Below are 15,908 nucleotides of genomic sequence, written 5' to 3' on the forward strand. Positions count from 1 at the left end.
GTCCCTCTTGGTATACAAGGATCGCGCCTGTTTTTGTCCTTGGCAACCGGAATCGGCGGGCTTTTGGCTCAGACTTTGGGCTTTGGGCGTGGTCATGGTCCGGGCCTCATGGTTCTACCGGCGATGCAAGGCATCGTCCGGTGGCGCTCTTTGAGTTGCGCCGTTCGCGACGGCCTCGCAACAGCTCGACCTGCTCGGGCGCGCGCCTCCTCACCATGAGGATTTTCGTACCCCGCGCGCTGGCCTCATCCTGAGGAGCATCGCGAAAGCGATGCGTCTCGAAGGATGACGCTGACGACGCACCTCCGCGTTCCCGCGACACTCCGCGCCCGGGTCATACATCAATTTCATCCCTCGAATACGGAGGGCGCAGGGAATGCCGGGCGCGTCAGCGCACCCGCAGCCTCGCATGCAAAATAGAAAGCACGCGAGTTAGTTACCACAGGTTCGCCGAAACATCCGGCATTCCCTGCGCGATGGTGTTACGACTTATTCCGTACTCTCTCCGGCGATCGGGCTTGTTGTCACCGTCCCCCCTGAGAAGCGATAGCTTCTTAAGGAGTTCGCGCCAGCGTCGAGACGCTAAGACCACACGGCTTCGTCGTCCGCCTGGAACCGCTCGTCAGTCGATCCACAAGCGTCCATCGCATCCCGCGTCCAACGTTTCGTGACGATCGCGATACGCCCTCTTATGTGGGCGCGAGACGGGCGAGCTTGTACAGATGATTTGCCCGACGGGTGGAGCGAAATATTTTTGCCTGAAGGGCTGGACAGTGGCGGGCAATCAGCCGGAGTGATTTGCCCGTCGGGGCAAATCAAATCCTTTCTTAGCGCCGGCCGAACGACATCGGCGTGGCGCCGGGCAGCAGCGCGGCGTTCATGTCGGTGGGCTGTTGCGCGAAACTCGCGCCGAACGACAGGCTGAGATTCGAGGTCGGGCGGAATTCGACCCCGGCATTGACGCGATAGCTGGAGGGCAAGTTGCCGGAAGAGCCCGAGTCGAGCGCGGAAAACGGGCTGCCGATGACGGGGCCATTATATCTCAGCGTATCGAGGCCGGCATAGACCGAGACCGGCGCGCTCTTGAAGTTGTAGCCGGCCTGGGTGCCTTCGTAGGTGAAGGAGGAAGCGCTGCCCAAGGCGCTGACCGCGCTGAAGCTGTTCGGACCAAAGCCGAGGTTGCCGCGCTCGCTGCCGATGAACCAGCCGTTTTCGAAATTATAGCGCGTGGAGAAGCTGCCGAACGCGTTCACATTCGTATCCGATGTCAGGGCCGACCCGAAGGCGGTGGTCGTGGTCCAATACGGCACGAGATTCGATTGCGCCTGCGCCGCCGGCGCGCCGAAACAAAGCGCGGCAAACGCGAAGGCCAAAGCGAAAGCTGATCGGCGCGAAATCATGGACATCCACACCAATCTACACCGCCGGCCGCGGCCAAACAACTGGATGCGCATTCACTGCCTCAGTGGCATCCCCGCCGGATCATGTCCTTCTCGCACCAGCGGTCGCAGGTCCTGATGGTGCCGCGCTTCTGGCAATTCGCAACACATTCCGCGACGGAGCACGCCGGAGCTTCCCGACGGAAAAACGAGAGCCACGCAAAATCAATGGGGCCGCCACCTTTTTTATTGGAAGCTGCACGTTGTTTCACAAAGACAATCTCGACTTTTGGTAAACCGGATAACCTTCCGAATCGCGCTACGTCTCGCCACCGAATCTGGCGCAATCGTGAAGAGCAGACGATTTGCATAGTTCCTCCCGTCGTGAGAAAAGAACCCATGCGTCCGCGAAGGATATTTGGCTGGCTGATCGTGCTGACCGTGGCGACGGGGCTTCTCGCCGCGCCGCTCTCGGTGCCTGCCCTGGCTGCGCTGCACGTGGCGTCGGCCGACGGGATGCGGTCGATGGCTGACATGCCCTGCTGCCCCGATCAGCAGGACCAGAAAGCCAAAGGCTGTGGGTCCTGTCCGTTCATCGCGCTCTGCATGATGACAATGACCATGCCCGCCCCGGACAGCGTGGGCGTGCTGGTTAGTCGCAATTTCTCGCGCAGCAAATTCCCTCTGCCGGACGATCTGATGATCGGCGGACTCGGTGAACATCCTCCGGATCAACCACCTCGAACCATCGTCTGACCGGCGGAGTCGTCCGCCGGAATGTTGGCGCGCGTCTCTTAGAGGACACGCGCCGCCGTATGTCGCTCCGGCGGCTCATCAGACGTTTCGAGGAAAGATCATGAAGATTTCCATCGCGCGCGCCGTTGCGGCCGCGCTCATCGGCATATCGCTCGCGGGAGCGCCAAAGTTCGCGTTTGCCGACATCAAGGACTACGAATTCCAGCTCGTACAGCCGACCGTGCAGTCTGGCGCCGACAAGATCGTCACGGTCCGGCTGGTCAACAAGAAGACGGGCAAGCCGGTGCCGGATGCCGTCATATTCGCTTCCCGTCTCGACATGGCGCCGGAGGGCATGCAGGAGATGGTCACGAAGGTGACGCCCATGCCGGGGACCGAGCCGGGCACGTACCGGTTCAAGGCGACCTTCAGCATGGCCGGTCGCTGGCAGTTGTCGCTCGGCGCCAAGGTGCAAGGCGAGATAGGTACCGTCGAGAACAAGCTCGTTATCACGGCGCAGAAGTGAAACGCGCCGTCATCACGGGCACCGTCGCTGCGGTCATCGCGGCGGCGGGAGCCGGCTTTGTCGCGCGTGCGCTCCCGCGAGCGAGGACTTTGTTCAGTTCTCCAGCGATTTCGTTCGCGGCAGCCGCCGAAGCCGGCGCGACGATTTACTTTCAGGACCCGGACGGAAAGCCGTCTTACTCGCTCACACCGAAGAAGACGCCGGACGGCCGCGACTGGCGCGGCGTGCCGGCGAGCGCCGATGTGAGTTTCGGCGAACCGGAGAAACCAGCAACCGAAGGCAGGAGTGCCGCGGCGAAGACGGAACGCAAGATCAGATACTACCGCAACCCCATGGGCCTGCCGGACACCTCGCCGGTGCCAAAGAAGGACTCGATGGGGATGAACTACATCCCGGTCTACGAAGGTGAGGACAGCGACGACGGATCAGTGAAGCTGTCGCCGGGCAGGATTCAGCGCACTGGCGTGAAATCCGAGCCGGCCGCGCGGCAGCGTATCAGGTCAATCATTCGAGCACCCGGGAGCGTGCAGTTGGACGAACGGCGCGTCTCGGTGGTCGCGCTGCGTTTCGAGGGGTTCGTCGAAAGCGTCGCCAACGTCACCACCGGCGATCACGTCCACAAGGGGCAGGTGCTGATGAACGTCTACAGTCCGGCGCTTTCCAGTGCTGCGGCCGAATATCTTTCCGCACTCAATGCAGGCGCCACCGGAAAGGAACTGAAGGGCGCGCGCAGGAGATTGGAAAATCTCGCCACACCGGAGCCGGCGATCAGGGAGCTCGAACGGACGCGCGATATCTCGCTCTCGATTCCCTGGCTCGCGCCACAGGACGGTGAGATCCTGGAACGCAACGCGGTGAACGGAATGCGGGCCGGACCGGGCGATGTTCTGTTCAGGATCGCCGATCACCAACTCGTCTGGGTCCTCCTCGACGTCGCCGAACGCGACCTCGCGCAGGTAGCTATCGGATCGAAAGTGACCATCAAGCCGCGTGCGCTGCCTGGCCGCACCTTCACCGGCACGGTGTCTCTGATTTACCCGCATCTGAACGCCCAGACCCGGACCGCGCGCATTCGCATCGAGGTGCCCAATCCTGATGAGGCGCTGCGGCCCGAAATGTACGTGGACGCCGAGATCGAAACGGGCACGCCGGACCCCGTCCTGTCGGTGCCCGAAAGCGCCGTGCTCGACAGCGGCGCGCGTCAAGCCGTCCTGATCGACAAGGGTGAGGGTCGCTTCGAGCCACGCGAGGTCAAGATCGGCCGCCGCGGTGGTGGCTATGTCGAGATTACGCAAGGCCTCTCCGAAGGCGAGGCCGTCGTGACCTCGGCGAATTTCCTGATCGACGCCGAAAGCAATCTGAAGGCGGCGTTGAAGGGGTTTGCAGAGGCGAACGGTCCGCAAGCGAATGATCAGGTCGGCGGCACGGAGGCGCGTCCATGATCGCCCGCCTCATCGCCTGGTCGGCCCGCAACCTGCTCCTGGTGCTGTTCGGCACCGGCTTCGCGGCGGCGGCCGGCATCTACGCACTGGTTCATTTGCCGCTCGATGCCATTCCGGATCTCTCCGACACCCAGGTCATCATCTACACGGAATATCCCGGCCAGGCGCCGCAGGTGATCGAGGATCAGGTCACGTATCCCCTGACCACGGCAATGCTCACGGTCCCGAAATCGAAAGTGGTGCGCGGCTTCTCGTTTTTCGGCGTCTCGTTCGTCTATGTAATCTTCGAGGACGGCACCGACATCTATTGGGCGCGCTCGCGCGTGCTCGAATTCCTCAACGCCGCGAGTTCGCGGTTGCCGGCCGGCGTGACGCCGACGATAGGCCCCGACGCGACCGGCGTCGGATGGGTCTACCAGTATGCGGTGATGTCCAAGGAGCTGAACCTCGCCGACACACGAACCATTCAGGACTGGAATCTCAAATTCGCGCTCGCCAAGGCCGAAGGCGTCGCCGAGGTCGCGAGCGTCGGCGGGTTCGTCAAACAATACAATGTGATCCTCGACCCACAGCGCATGCGCGATCTCGGGATCACCATGCAGAAGATGCGCGATGCCATCCGCGCCAGCAACGCCGATGTCGGCGGCCGCACGGTCGAGCTTTCCGAATTCGAGTATGTCATTCGCGGCAAGGGCTACATCAGGAGCATCAACGACCTCGGCAACATCGTCCTGAAAAACGATGGCGGAACGCCGGTTCTGCTGAAAGACGTCGCCCGCGTCGAGCTCGGTCCGGACGAGCGGCGCGGCATCACCGAGCTCAACGGCGAAGGAGAAGTCGCCAGCGGCATCGTGTTGCAGCGCTTCGGAATGAACGCACTTGATGTCATCAACAACGTCAAAAAACGATTGAAGGAGATCGCGACCAGCCTGCCGAAGTCGGTGGAGATCGTGCCGGTCTATGACCGCTCCAGCCTGATCTATGCCGCCATCGATACGCTCAAGCACACGTTGGTCGAGGAGAGCCTCGTGGTCGCTTTGGTCTGCATTCTATTCCTGCTGCATGTCCGCAGCGCAATGGTCGCGATCCTGATGCTCCCAGTCGGGGTCCTGATGGCGTTCGGAGCGATGAAGCTGCTCGGCATCGGCTCCAATATCATGAGCCTCGGCGGCATCGCGATTGCGATCGGCGCCATGGTGGACGCTGCGATCGTCATGATCGAGAACGCGCACAAGCATATGGAGCGCGCCGAACCGGGCCGATCGCGAATTGCGATCCTGATCGATGCGGCCTCGGAGGTCGGGCCGGCGCTGTTCTTCAGCCTGCTGATCATCACCGTCTCGTTCATGCCGATCTTCACCCTGGAATCGCAGGAAGGGCGGCTATTCGGTCCGCTTGCCTTTACAAAAACCTTCTCGATGGCGGCGGCCGCGTTGTTGTCGGTCACGCTCGTGCCGGCGCTGATGGTGATCTTCGTTCGCGGCAGGATCATTCCCGAACACAGGAATCCGATCAATCGGTTCCTGATCTGGATGTATCGGCCGATGATCAGAGCCGTGCTGCGCGCCAAGACGCTGGTGGTCTTGCTCGCGATGGCCGCGCTCGCCGTGACGATCTGGCCCGCGAAGCAGCTTGGCAGCGAATTCATGCCGAACCTGAATGAAGGCACGCTGCTCTATATGCCGACGACCTTGCCGGGCATATCGGTGACGAAGGCGGCCGAGCTGATGCAGACGCAGGACCGGATCATCAAGTCGTTTCCGGAAGTGGCATCGGTCTTTGGCAAGGCCGGACGGGCCGAGACGGCAACCGATCCGGCGCCCCCCGAGATGTTCGAGACGGTCGTCAACCTCAAGCCGAAGGAGCAGTGGCGGCCCGGCGTCACCATCGACAGCCTGACCGCCGAGATGGACAAGGCGCTGCAATTCCCCGGCGTCTCCAACGCCTGGACGATGCCGATCAAGGCCCGCATCGACATGCTGTCAACCGGCATCCGGACGCCCGTGGGCGTCAAGGTGATCGGCACCGATCTTGCCGAGATCGACAAGCTCGGCAAGCAGATCGAACAGGTGCTGCGCGCGGTGCCGGGGACTTCGTCCGCCTACGCCGAGCGCACCATCGGCGGTTACTATCTCGAAATCACCCCGGACCGATTGGCGCTCGCACGCTACGGGATCATGGTCCAGGACGTGCAGGACGCGATTGCCACAGCCCTCGGAGGACAGACCGTCACGACAACGGTCGAAGGCCGCCAACGCTTCACGGTCAATATGCGCTACCCCCGCGACCTCCGGGACAATCCCAGGAAGATCGCAAGCGACATCCTTGTTCCCATGCCGGCGGGAGGCGCGGTGCCACTGGGAGAGATCGCAACGGTCAAGCTGACGCGCGGGCCGACCACCATTCGGACGGAAGACGGACAGCTCGCGACCTACATCTATGTCGATATCCGCGACCGCGATCTCGGCGGCTACGTCGCCGACGCACAGCGCGCGGTCCAGGCCAGCGTCCAGTTCCCGCCCGGTTATTACGTGATCTGGAGCGGGCAGTACGAATATCTGGAGCGGGCCGCGGCGCGGCTAAAGATCGTCGTGCCGGCGACGTTGCTCATCATCTTCCTGTTGCTGTTTCTCAACTTCCGCACCGTCACCGAGACCCTGATCGTGATGCTGTCGCTGCCGTTCGCGCTGGTCGGCGGCATGTGGCTGATGTGGTGGCTCGGCTTCAACCTTTCGGTCGCGGTCGCGGTTGGCTTCATCGCGCTGGCCGGCGTCGCCGCCGAAACCGGCGTCGTGATGCTGATCTATCTCAATCACGCGTTGGCCAGGATCAGAGAGAAGCGGGAGGAGGAGGGTCGGACCTTGAGCCGCGCGGACATCTACGACGCCATCATGGAAGGTGCAGTCGAGCGTGTGCGGCCAAAGATGATGACCGTCGTTGCCATCATGGCCGCGCTATTGCCGATCATGTGGAGCACGGGCGCCGGCTCCGAAATCATGCAGCGCATCGCGGTACCGATGATCGGTGGCATGATTTCTTCGACGCTGCTCACCCTGATCGTGATCCCGGCGATCTTCGGGATCGTCAAAGGCTTCGGGTTGCCAAACCGCGACTTGCCCGAGAGCTGGTCTCCGACAGAACGAGGAGAGACAGCCAAACGACCGCAGCGGGTTCCCGAGCCCGTCGAGTGAGATGAGATTGCCGTTTCAGCGAGCGATGCCGCACCGACTAACGACGGACCGCGCCAAAAGCTGTATCATTTTGGTGCCTCTCACCGCCTCTGTAACCAAAGCGGCGGCGATAGCGAACTGTCAGATGTGCAAGCATGTCGACCGACGAGATCGAGCTTAAGGCCTTGATGCTTGCAAGCCTTGACGGCGATGCGGCCGCTCATCGGGTGTTGCTTGGTCGATTGAGCAATCGTTTGCGCGCCTATTTCAAGGGCAAGTTGACGAGAATTGGCAAAGCTGCCGCAGACGCGGAAGATCTGGTTCAGGAGGCGGTATTGGCCATCCACCTCAAGCGAGATACGTACGATACCCACGAGCCTCTGACGCCCTGGGTGCATGCAATCGCCCGCTACAAGCTGATCGATTTTCTGCGCCGAACCAGGGCATTGCGCGCGGATGTCCCGATCGGCGAAGCCGATGAGGTCATGGCGCATGACGATCGCGAAGCGGCAGAGAGCAGCTACGACCTCAGGCGCCTGATGGATCGGCTCTCGAAGAACATGCGATGTGCCATTATGGCCGTCAAGCTGGACGGATTGAGCACAGCCGAAGCAGCGAGGAGGTGTGGGCTTTCGGAATCGGGCGTAAAAGTAAACGTCCATCGCGGGCTCAGAACGCTCGCCGCCTTGATCGCGCAGGGAACTGCGCCATGAGAACCGACGATCTCGTTGAGTTTCTGAGCAGGAATCTTGAGCCAGTTGATCGCGGTGCCATCTTGCGCACTTTTTGCGTGGCGGTTGCCGCAGGAATAGCTGCGGCGCTCGGCGTCGCGTTTTTTGGCTTGGGTGTCCGACCCGACTTCACGACAACACACGCGTTGATATTTCTTGCGCTTAAGCTCGCTTTTGCGATTGGAATCGTAGGGTTGGCGATCGTTTACCTGACGAGGCTGATGCGCCCCGGCGGAGAACGTAGAATCTCGCCGTTTCTCATCATGGCGCCGTTCCTGGCCATCGTGCTTCTCGCGGCAATCAGCCTCGGTTCAGCTCCCCGCACACATTGGGACAGGATGATCGTAGGAGATGAATGGCTGGAATGCCTGCTCTCCATCCCCATCATCGCCATCGTTCCGTTCGCCGCTTCGATTTGGGCGGTGCGAAAAGGTGCACCTACGGACCTTGTGCGCGCAGGCGCTTTGGCCGGTCTCATTGCCGGAGGGATCAGCGCAATCGGCTATGCACTGCATTGCACGGACGATTCGCTGCCCTTTGTCGCGGTCTGGTACGGCGGAACCATCGCGCTCTGCACGCTCGCGGGCGCGGTATTGGGGCCGCGGCTGTTGCGCTGGTGAACGGCGCGCAAAGTCATCTCACGTCGACGTGAGACTGTAACTGACGGAAAATCCGCTCCGAACTCACTGTTAGAAGCGCACATCACGGCGCTTCCAACACGGAGCCGGAACATGCAAGCCAAACACCTTCTCACAATGTCGCTCTTGGTGCCGCTGATGGCAGCCTCGCCGACAGCGCAGGCGGGCTCGACGATCTCCGACAGGAATTACTGGCCTAACCAGGCCAAGCAGAGTGCGCCGCACCGGGCCAACCTGCGCCCCCACGTCAACTCCGCCTTCGCCTACGATCGGTCAGCGCCAGCTCCGCCGCCCGCGATCGTCAATGGCGAAGGAGCGGGCTGGCGTTATCACGGCGGTCCAAAGGGGCGCTAGTACCAAGGGTTGCCGATGATCATCGAGAGAGTTCGCAACCCTCAGAATCGGCTCAACGGAAAAGGAGCGTTGCAATGCTATTCGATCCTCACAGCATGGCTAACAATGGAAACTCACCGATTGCGACTATAGGAAATTATGTCGCGCGCTATCGGATGGCGCTGTATGTCGCCTTTGCGGCGGCCACTTCCCTGGGCGTTGTCTGGAACTGGAATTGGCTGACGGGCGCCGAAGTATTTCGCATCCTGGCAGCGCTGCCCTGCAGTTTCATGATGCTGATGTGCTTGAAACGCGCGGGTTGCATATCCGCGCCCGAGGAACCAGTCAACCGGCGGTGATTTGTTCCGCGGCTAGTGATCCGATTCTAACGTTCGCATCCCTTCTCAGCGCCACTTTTGCGAATGTTAGAATCACAGGACCACCAGCAAATATATGTTTTTTAGTGGAGTTTAGGATTTGACATTCGCCTTTTCCGAACTCGCGGCTAGGTGGGTAGCGGGTGTCAAATCACTCCACTAGCAACTTGAGGTGAAGCCATGATGAATGACATGATGCCTGGAATGATATGGGGCATGGGGCTCGTCTGGTTGCTCGTAGTGGTCGTCTTGATCCTGGCCGCGGCCACGCTGATCAAATATCTTCGCACCGGCAGCAAGGAACACCGGCTGTGAAACAGCTCGCGCCCATTGCATTCACCGTTGGAGATTACTTGATCGGAGCAGCCATCGGCGTGGTGACGGCGATCGTGGTCCGTCTGGCGATCTCGCCCGGGCTCGACATGGTGATCGGCATGCTCGTAGGCACCGCGATCGGACTGATCGTTCAAGCGTTGCTGGGGCTCATCCTGTCACCGGTGTTAGGGCTAATGGAGACGATGGTGCCGGGAATGTTGATCGGAATGTACGGCGGCATGCTCTTCGGCATGCGAGACTCGATGGGCGCCGGTTCGAGAACGCTCCTTGCCGCGGCAGCCGTCGGAGCGCTGTTCGGTGTGATCGTCGTCCTCGGCGTCAAGATCTACGACCGCTGCCTGCGCGGCATCGTCCTCGACGCCACGTGAACGGAGGACCATCATGGATTCAGCCACACAGCGGAAATGGGACGAGGCCAGCCGCACCTACGACTTTTTCACGTTTGGCGAGGACCGCCGTCTCGGTCAGCACAAGCAGCGACTGTTCAGCAAGGCTCGGGGTGAGACACTTCTGGTCGCAGCCGGTACCGGCAACGATTTCAAGTTCTTTCCTCCCGGCATGCACATCACCGGGATCGACATCAGCCCCCAGATGATCGAGCGCGCGCGGCGGAAGGCGGCAAGCTATTCCGGCCGGATCGATCTCGCGGTCAAGGACGCGTGCAACCTCGATATCCCGGATTCAAGCTTCGATACGATCGTCACCGTCTTCACCTTCTGCTCTGTGCCACGACCGATCGTCGGATTGAAGGAGCTTCATCGCGTGCTGAAGCCGGATGGGCAACTCCTCATGATGGAGCATGTGCGTAGTGCGTTCGGGCCGCTCGGCGTCATGATGGATCTGCTGACGCCGCTTTCCCGTCGGCTGGGTCCCGAACTCAATCGCGACACTATCGGGAATGTTCAAAAGGCCGGATTCCGCCTGCGCCGCGTCGAGAACGCCTATCTCGACGTCGTGAAGATCATCGAGGCGGTACATGCAACGGCGCCTGAAGTGAAGAACGAAGCGGGAGTGATCTCATGAAGGTACAAGTCGTGATAGCTTTTGTGACGATGGTGCTCGCATCGCCCCTGCTAGCGCAGCAAGGTGATGCTTCCCGCGGCGAGCGCGATTTCCGCGTGTGCGCGCCCTGCCATTCGCTTGAACCCGATCGCAACATGACCGGGCCGAGCCTCGCCGGTCTTTGGGGACGCAAGGCAGGGTCGCTGCCGAGTTTCGAGCGCTATTCCGACGCTCTCAAATCCTCTGGGATCATCTGGGACGACCGCTCACTCGATGGATGGCTGACCGATCCCGAACGGATGGTGCCGGACAATGAAATGCCATTCAACGGAATCAAGGATGCCCGCGAGCGCGGCGACCTGCTCGCCTTCCTGAAGGAAGCGACCAAACCGGGCGCCGCGCCGCAGCAGAACGCTCAAGCGCAAACGGGCGGCATGGGGGGCATGGGCGGAATGATGCGCGGCGGAAACGACACCAACCTGAAGAATCTTGAGCCGGCCAGGCAAGTCAAAGCCATCACCTATTGTCACGACAGCTACCGCGTGACTACCGCCAATGGAAAGACACGGCACTTTTGGGAACGCAACCTGCGCTTCATGACGGACTCCAGCAGGGATGGGCCGCAAAGCGGAGTGCCCGCGATCATGCCTGCCGGGATGTTGGGCGATCGCGCCGCCGTGATTTTCGCCGCGCCGGAAGAGATCACCAAGATGATCGAACAGAGCTGTTAAGTCATGCCGCGGCTGGATGGACATTCGCGTTTTGCGGGCGCTTGTTAGAAAACGGGAAGCCTGGAAGTGGAGTTAGTGTTGCTTCCGCTCGGCATGGCCTTCGTCATGAGATGGGAGATCCTCTGGCCGCTGATGAGCGTTGGCGCGCCACTCGGAACAAAAACTGCGAACTCTTATAAGATTGAGATTGCGACTTAATTTCAAATGCGATCGCCTTCTAGGCGGCGCCACAGAATCGATATTCGCCACGGACAGGCCACTCTGCTAAGAACCGCGTCGTGCGCCTCCCTTCCCGGCGGTGGGAGAGCTTGCGTTGCGCCCGGACTTTTTCCGAATCCCAAGCGGTGATTTGCTTTTCTTCGCCGATGCCTTTGTTGCGACGGGCGCGGCATTCCCCTTTGATGTCCCCGACGCCCGGTGCCGCGTTGGCGCCGAGCGAACGTGGGTATCGAACGCAGCAGATGCGGCCATCTCCAGCCCGAACAGCGCTGCAACATCGCTGTCACCGAGCAGCTTGGCGGAGCTGGGCACAGCTTTGGTTCGCACGAGATCCTGTCCGGCATCGGCGAGCAATTCATTCTCGTCCACGCCGCGCAACACGAAGAGGAGTTCAGGCTCTTCGTCAAGTCTGGCGCCAACGCCATAGAGCGCCGCCGCAACGTGCTTGCACATGTCTGCCCAGTCCGGACAGCTACAGGACAGCTTGATTTCTTCAGGCGATGGAAACAAGCCGTCGCCCTCCCGGCAGACTCGGTCCATGATTCCCTTGGCCAAGCGGCCTTGCAGAAGTTCAACCAGCGAGTCGATCCCGCCCGCGCAATCCCGACAGATAGCCTTCCATCGCATGGCCTCGACCGGCGCGATGGCGATTTTGATTTCGTAGAGCGTCGAACCCGCGACCATCGCAGCTACCGCACCCTTTGCGATTTGTAGATCCAGGACGGAGCCGTTGCGGACATAGGTTCGGCCACGTGGCAAGCGGGTCGCATAGTCGCTATAACGCTCGAGGTTGGTGCACCACGCCTTGCCCCAGAAGGTCTTGGCAATCGTGCGGCCCTCGATCGTTACGGGGGCAACCGATTGTCCTCGTTTCCGGAGCTTGGCCAGTTCGCGCGCTGCTTGTCGCCGCTTCGCGGCCACAGGAACATATGGATGCCAATCAAAATAGCTCATCCGGCTACTTCCCCTTTCGCTGCGTTCAGATCGAGGGCGACGAGCTTCAGCAGTTCCTCGTCCTTCATCTCGGTCAGCGCCACTTCGGATGTCGAGCCCAGCAAATCGCCGGCAAGTTGCTTCTTCGACTCGATCAGCTTGTCGATCTTGTCCTCCACGGTGCCCCGGCAAATGAACTTATGCACCAGGACATTCTTAGTCTGACCGATTCGGAAAGCTCTGTCTGTCGCTTGATTTTCGACGGCCGGGTTCCACCACCGGTCGAAATGAACGACATGCGAGGCGGCCGTGAGGTTGAGCCCCGCGCCACCCGCCTTAAGGGAGAGCACGAAGAACGGGACATTTTCGTCGTCCTGGAACCGGCGCACCAATTCCTTGCGCTTCTTGACCTCGGTTTCCCCATGCAGGACGAGGCCGGCCCGCCCGAACACGGAGCCCAGGAACGCCGCCAGAGGAGCTGTCGTCTCCTTGAACTGCGTGAAGATCAACGCCTTCTCCTGCCGGGCGGCCACCACCTCCGCGATGTCGCGCAACCGCTCGAATTTGCCGCTGTCCTGCTCAGCCCACGCGCCATCGCCGAGCCACTGCGAGGGATGGTTGCAGATTTGTTTCAGCCGCATCAGAAGAGCGAGCACCAGACCTTTTCGCTGCATCCCGTCGAAATCGTCAAGCTGCCGCGCCAGTTCCTGCACCGCTTGCTGGTAGAGCGCCGCCTGCATACGGCTCAGGGAACAAAAGGCATTGATCTCGGTCTTGTCGGGCAGATCGGCGATGACGCTCTTGTCGGTCTTCAGGCGCCGCAGGATATAGGGGCGCACCAGATCGCGGAGCGGCCCGTAAGGGTTATGCGGCCGATCGGCGAGGCCTTTGACAAAGGACGAAAACTGCTTTGACGATCCCAACAGTCCGGGATTGATGAAGTCGAAGATCGACCAGAGGTCGCCGAGGCGATTCTCGACGGGCGTGCCAGTCAGGGCAATGCGCGTATCGGCCTTGAGCTGCTTGACCATCCTGGTCTGCTTGGCGGCCGGATTCTTGATCGCCTGCGCCTCGTCGAGCACGACCATTCGCCACGGCACGGTCGCGAGCGACGGCCAGCGCGCCAGAAACCCGTAGCTGGTGATCACCAGGTCTGTGTCTGCCAGCATCTCTGCATCGGGATTGCCCGCGTCGTCCACGCTCAACAGTTCGGCCGGTGCAGCCGATGGGTGGGCCACGCGCGCCGTCAAGTCCGGCGCAAATCGGGCAATTTCCGAAACCCAATTGGCCAGCAGCGATGCCGGGGCCACAAGAAGGCATGGCCGTCGCCTGTCTTTGGTCTCGCGCTTCAACACGAGCAGAAGCGACAGGACCTGGATGGTCTTGCCGAGCCCCATGTCGTCCGCAAGGCATGCCCCGAGCCTGAGCTGAGCGAGCAAATAGAGCCATTGCACGCCCGCCAGTTGGTACGGCCGCAATGCGCCTCGAAGAGATTTGCCGGGATCAATCCGGGCAAGCCCGTCGGGGCGGCGCAACGCCGCCAATGTTTGCGCCAGCCAGGGACCCGCCACGGTCTGGCTCCAGTCGATATCCGCCTGTCCACCGGAATCTTTCTCGGCGATGTTGGCGCCGGCCAGCATGCGCATCGCCTCGCCGAACGACAGGCCGCCGCTGGCGGCGTGCCGTTCGACTGCCTCGAAATCATCGAGGGTCCGGCGCAGACGTTCATGGTCGACCTCGACCCATTTGCCGCGGATCAGGATCAGTCCGTCGGACTGTGCGAGCAGCCGCTTGATTTCGGCCGCCGAGAGCTTTTCGCCGTCGAGCGTCACTTCCATCCGGAAGTCGAGCAACGCATCCATCCCCATCTGCGATGGCGCCCGCCCCCCGATCGTCGCCTTGACTTGCGCGCGCGCCGGACGGTTCAAACGCCAACTCGCCGGCATCCGCACGGCGACCCCGGCGCTTTCGAGCGCGGGCACGTCTTTCAGGAATTGCAGCGCCTGCTGCGGGCTCCAGCGTAGCGGATGATAGATCTCGCCGGCGTCGACCATGACCTTCAACCAGGCGCAGTGCTCGGCGGCGCGCTGGACGGGCAGCAACAGCGACAGCAGGCGCGCGCGATTTTTCGCGCCGGCATATTCCTGCAAGGCCTTGCCGAGAGGCACATGCTGGGGCTTGGCCTGGACGGAAAGCCGCGTCGTGTAGGTGACCATGAACGCGAAGGGGGCAACTTCGTCCCGCCTGTTCTCGGCAAGATTGAAATGGACGCGACCAATCAGGTTCCAGGCAGGATGTCGGCCTTTGAGGAACTCCTGCACGGAGAGCCCGGCGTCAGCCAGTTCGGCATCAAAGGCTGCATCCATGTCTCGCCAAAGATCGGTCAGGACATCGGCGCTCAGGTATTCGCCGCCCGTCATGGGCGGAACGGCCGCCGCCAGTTGCTCCAGTTCGCCATCCGTCGGAGCTGCAACGGGCGGCTTGGCGGACCGCTCCGCGATCTCGGAAACGGCGCAAAGCGCGGTTACGTAGCGGGCTCCGAACTCTCGCCAATACGACAGCACGGGAGGTAAAATCGTTCCGACTTCATCGGCGCCCAGGCGCAACAGGCCATGTCCAGGCCCCCGCTGGAAGGCTTCCGCCAGATCAGGATGCTCTTCGTGCTCCAGCCCAGGCGCGTCCCCCGCCTCCCTGAGAATCAATTGACCGCGCGGGGTAAGAACAGGCGCCAGCATCATGATCGGATCATTTTTGCGATTTGCGGCGGATGGAGGCGGGATAGCCTGTTGACGGGACTGATCGGGATCATCGATCATAGCCTGGATCTTTATCCAAACGATACCTGACCAAGCAGCAGCCGAAAACCATGCCCGTGAGTATGGGGGACATTGCGCAGGCCTTCGAGTTCGCCAACACCGGCGGCAACCTGGGCGAATTTCTTGCTTTCGTCTGCAAGGCGACCGGCACGATCTACTATCAAACCGATTTTCCAGACGTAGCCGGGATGAACGACGAACTGCCGGACGACATCGACGACGAGGAGAAATATGTCGCGCTCCCGGACAAACGGGAACTCGGGCTCGGCAAGCCGCTGGTGCTGAACTTTGCTCGCGAGTTCCTGCCGGACGATTTCGACGACGTCTGCGATTGCTTCGGCAGGCGTGGTGCCTACCAGAAATTCAAGTCTCTGCTCGCCAGACGCGGCGCGATCGATCAATGGCACGCCTTCGAAGCCAAAGCCACCGAGCAGGCGTTGCGCGATTGGTGCGCGCTACATTCGATCGAGATCGTCGGCTGATTTGGCCGCCTTTGATTCGTCGGGGCGTTAGTGCGGCATCCAATTCTCCACCGGCGAT

At 61.4% G+C, this 15,908-nt stretch carries 15 protein-coding genes; 12 read left to right on the plus strand and 3 right to left on the minus strand.

Annotated elements, in window-relative coordinates; all coding sequences use genetic code 11:
* Positions 1 to 827 precede the first annotated feature (827 nt).
* Positions 828 to 1,406 carry an outer membrane beta-barrel protein gene (locus M6D32_RS09330; RefSeq protein ID WP_298255577.1) on the minus strand — a complete coding sequence of 193 codons (579 nt, stop codon included), beginning with the start codon at positions 1,404 to 1,406 and terminating at the stop codon, positions 828 to 830.
* 78 nt (positions 1,407 to 1,484) lie between these two features.
* Here M6D32_RS09330 and M6D32_RS09335 point away from each other — a divergent pair, with 78 nt between their 5' ends.
* From M6D32_RS09335 to M6D32_RS09385, 11 genes are all read left to right on the plus strand, one after another.
* Complete coding sequence (locus M6D32_RS09335; protein WP_298255579.1) at positions 1,485 to 2,135, plus strand: hypothetical protein; 651 nt, start codon at positions 1,485 to 1,487, stop codon at positions 2,133 to 2,135.
* 97 nt (positions 2,136 to 2,232) lie between these two features.
* A complete protein-coding gene (locus tag M6D32_RS09340; RefSeq protein WP_298255632.1) occupies positions 2,233 to 2,640 on the plus strand; it encodes a FixH family protein in 408 nt (135 codons plus the stop codon).
* Positions 2,637 to 4,082 (plus strand): efflux RND transporter periplasmic adaptor subunit, encoded by a 1,446-nt coding sequence (locus M6D32_RS09345; protein ID WP_298255581.1) that lies wholly within the window; start codon positions 2,637 to 2,639, stop codon positions 4,080 to 4,082. The genes M6D32_RS09340 and M6D32_RS09345 overlap by 4 nt, the downstream gene beginning before the upstream one ends.
* A complete protein-coding gene (locus M6D32_RS09350) occupies positions 4,079 to 7,273 on the plus strand; it encodes an efflux RND transporter permease subunit (protein WP_298255583.1) in 3,195 nt (1,064 codons plus the stop codon). The genes M6D32_RS09345 and M6D32_RS09350 overlap by 4 nt, the downstream gene beginning before the upstream one ends.
* A gap of 134 nt (positions 7,274 to 7,407) precedes the next feature.
* Positions 7,408 to 7,965: a sigma-70 family RNA polymerase sigma factor gene (locus tag M6D32_RS09355; protein ID WP_298255585.1), complete on the plus strand. Its 558-nt coding sequence runs from the start codon at positions 7,408 to 7,410 to the stop codon at positions 7,963 to 7,965.
* Positions 7,962 to 8,603, plus strand: coding sequence for a DUF1109 domain-containing protein (locus tag M6D32_RS09360; protein WP_298255587.1), 642 nt, complete (start codon positions 7,962 to 7,964; stop codon positions 8,601 to 8,603). The genes M6D32_RS09355 and M6D32_RS09360 overlap by 4 nt, the downstream gene beginning before the upstream one ends.
* A 111-nt stretch (positions 8,604 to 8,714) precedes the next feature.
* Complete coding sequence (locus tag M6D32_RS09365; RefSeq protein ID WP_298255589.1) at positions 8,715 to 8,975, plus strand: hypothetical protein; 261 nt, start codon at positions 8,715 to 8,717, stop codon at positions 8,973 to 8,975.
* A 536-nt stretch (positions 8,976 to 9,511) separates the two neighbouring features.
* Positions 9,512 to 9,646: a hypothetical protein gene (locus tag M6D32_RS09370; RefSeq protein WP_298255591.1), complete on the plus strand. Its 135-nt coding sequence runs from the start codon at positions 9,512 to 9,514 to the stop codon at positions 9,644 to 9,646.
* A 38-nt stretch (positions 9,647 to 9,684) separates the two neighbouring features.
* Complete coding sequence (locus tag M6D32_RS09375) at positions 9,685 to 10,035, plus strand: hypothetical protein (protein ID WP_298255593.1); 351 nt, start codon at positions 9,685 to 9,687, stop codon at positions 10,033 to 10,035.
* A 13-nt stretch (positions 10,036 to 10,048) separates the two neighbouring features.
* A complete protein-coding gene (locus tag M6D32_RS09380) occupies positions 10,049 to 10,690 on the plus strand; it encodes a class I SAM-dependent methyltransferase (RefSeq protein ID WP_298255595.1) in 642 nt (213 codons plus the stop codon).
* Positions 10,687 to 11,400 carry a cytochrome c family protein gene (locus tag M6D32_RS09385; protein WP_298255597.1) on the plus strand — a complete coding sequence of 238 codons (714 nt, stop codon included), beginning with the start codon at positions 10,687 to 10,689 and terminating at the stop codon, positions 11,398 to 11,400. Before M6D32_RS09380 ends, M6D32_RS09385 begins: the two co-directional genes overlap by 4 nt.
* 264 nt (positions 11,401 to 11,664) lie before the next feature.
* Here the strand turns inward: M6D32_RS09385 and M6D32_RS09390 are convergent, their stop codons facing one another.
* Both M6D32_RS09390 and M6D32_RS09395 read right to left on the minus strand, forming a co-directional pair.
* A complete protein-coding gene (locus M6D32_RS09390; protein WP_298255600.1) occupies positions 11,665 to 12,573 on the minus strand; it encodes an SWIM zinc finger family protein in 909 nt (302 codons plus the stop codon).
* On the minus strand, positions 12,570 to 15,287 hold the full coding sequence (locus M6D32_RS09395; protein ID WP_298255602.1) for a DEAD/DEAH box helicase: 2,718 nt from the start codon (positions 15,285 to 15,287) through the stop codon (positions 12,570 to 12,572). Before M6D32_RS09395 ends, M6D32_RS09390 begins: the two co-directional genes overlap by 4 nt.
* A 131-nt stretch (positions 15,288 to 15,418) precedes the next feature.
* On the opposite strand from M6D32_RS09395, the gene M6D32_RS09400 reads away from it, so the two are divergent.
* Complete coding sequence (locus M6D32_RS09400) at positions 15,419 to 15,850, plus strand: hypothetical protein (protein ID WP_298255604.1); 432 nt, start codon at positions 15,419 to 15,421, stop codon at positions 15,848 to 15,850.
* The last annotated feature ends 58 nt before the right edge of the window (positions 15,851 to 15,908 follow it).

It is taken from the genome of Bradyrhizobium sp., from assembly GCF_027307225.1.
Taxonomy (GTDB): Bacteria; Pseudomonadota; Alphaproteobacteria; order Rhizobiales; family Xanthobacteraceae; genus Bradyrhizobium.

Bases quoted from the DNA above. Each gene is read 5' to 3' on its own strand.
- M6D32_RS09400 (WP_298255604.1), top strand. From the start codon at position 15,419: ATGCCCGTGAGTATGGGGGACATTGCGCAGGCCTTCGAGTTCGCCAAC.
- M6D32_RS09390 (WP_298255600.1), bottom strand. From the start codon at position 12,573: ATGAGCTATTTTGATTGGCATCCATATGTTCCTGTGGCCGCGAAGCGG.
- M6D32_RS09360 (WP_298255587.1), top strand. From the start codon at position 7,962: ATGAGAACCGACGATCTCGTTGAGTTTCTGAGCAGGAATCTTGAGCCA.
- M6D32_RS09365 (WP_298255589.1), top strand. From the start codon at position 8,715: ATGCAAGCCAAACACCTTCTCACAATGTCGCTCTTGGTGCCGCTGATG.
- M6D32_RS09385 (WP_298255597.1), top strand. From the start codon at position 10,687: ATGAAGGTACAAGTCGTGATAGCTTTTGTGACGATGGTGCTCGCATCG.
- M6D32_RS09395 (WP_298255602.1), bottom strand. From the start codon at position 15,287: ATGCTGGCGCCTGTTCTTACCCCGCGCGGTCAATTGATTCTCAGGGAG.
- M6D32_RS09335 (WP_298255579.1), top strand. From the start codon at position 1,485: ATGTCCTTCTCGCACCAGCGGTCGCAGGTCCTGATGGTGCCGCGCTTC.
- M6D32_RS09355 (WP_298255585.1), top strand. From the start codon at position 7,408: ATGTCGACCGACGAGATCGAGCTTAAGGCCTTGATGCTTGCAAGCCTT.
- M6D32_RS09380 (WP_298255595.1), top strand. From the start codon at position 10,049: ATGGATTCAGCCACACAGCGGAAATGGGACGAGGCCAGCCGCACCTAC.
- M6D32_RS09330 (WP_298255577.1), bottom strand. From the start codon at position 1,406: ATGTCCATGATTTCGCGCCGATCAGCTTTCGCTTTGGCCTTCGCGTTT.
- M6D32_RS09350 (WP_298255583.1), top strand. From the start codon at position 4,079: ATGATCGCCCGCCTCATCGCCTGGTCGGCCCGCAACCTGCTCCTGGTG.
- M6D32_RS09370 (WP_298255591.1), top strand. From the start codon at position 9,512: ATGATGAATGACATGATGCCTGGAATGATATGGGGCATGGGGCTCGTC.